1 protein-coding gene is annotated in these 206 nt (G+C 65.5%); it reads left to right on the plus strand.

The features are described 5' to 3' along the window. Positions 1-19: 19 nt before the first annotated feature. Positions 20-206, plus strand: a 187-nt coding sequence (locus AF337_RS10830; RefSeq protein WP_152970969.1) for an FAD-dependent oxidoreductase, incomplete at its 3' end; no start/stop codon positions are given.

Here is a 206-nt window from a genome sequence, read left to right on the forward strand (position 1 = left end):
GCCAAGCGGAGACGAGTGAATGACCGAGACGACTGAGCTGCCCGAACGCGAGAGCATGGAATTCGACGTGGTGATCGTCGGCGCCGGTCCTGCCGGTCTTGCGGCGGCGATCCGGTTGAAGCAGGTCAATCCGGAGCTGTCGGTCGTCGTGCTGGAGAAGGGCGCGGAAGTTGGCGCGCATATCCTCTCGGGCGCCGTGGTCGACC

The organism is Rhizobium ecuadorense (assembly GCF_001187535.1).
Lineage (GTDB): Bacteria > Pseudomonadota > Alphaproteobacteria > Rhizobiales > Rhizobiaceae > Rhizobium > Rhizobium ecuadorense.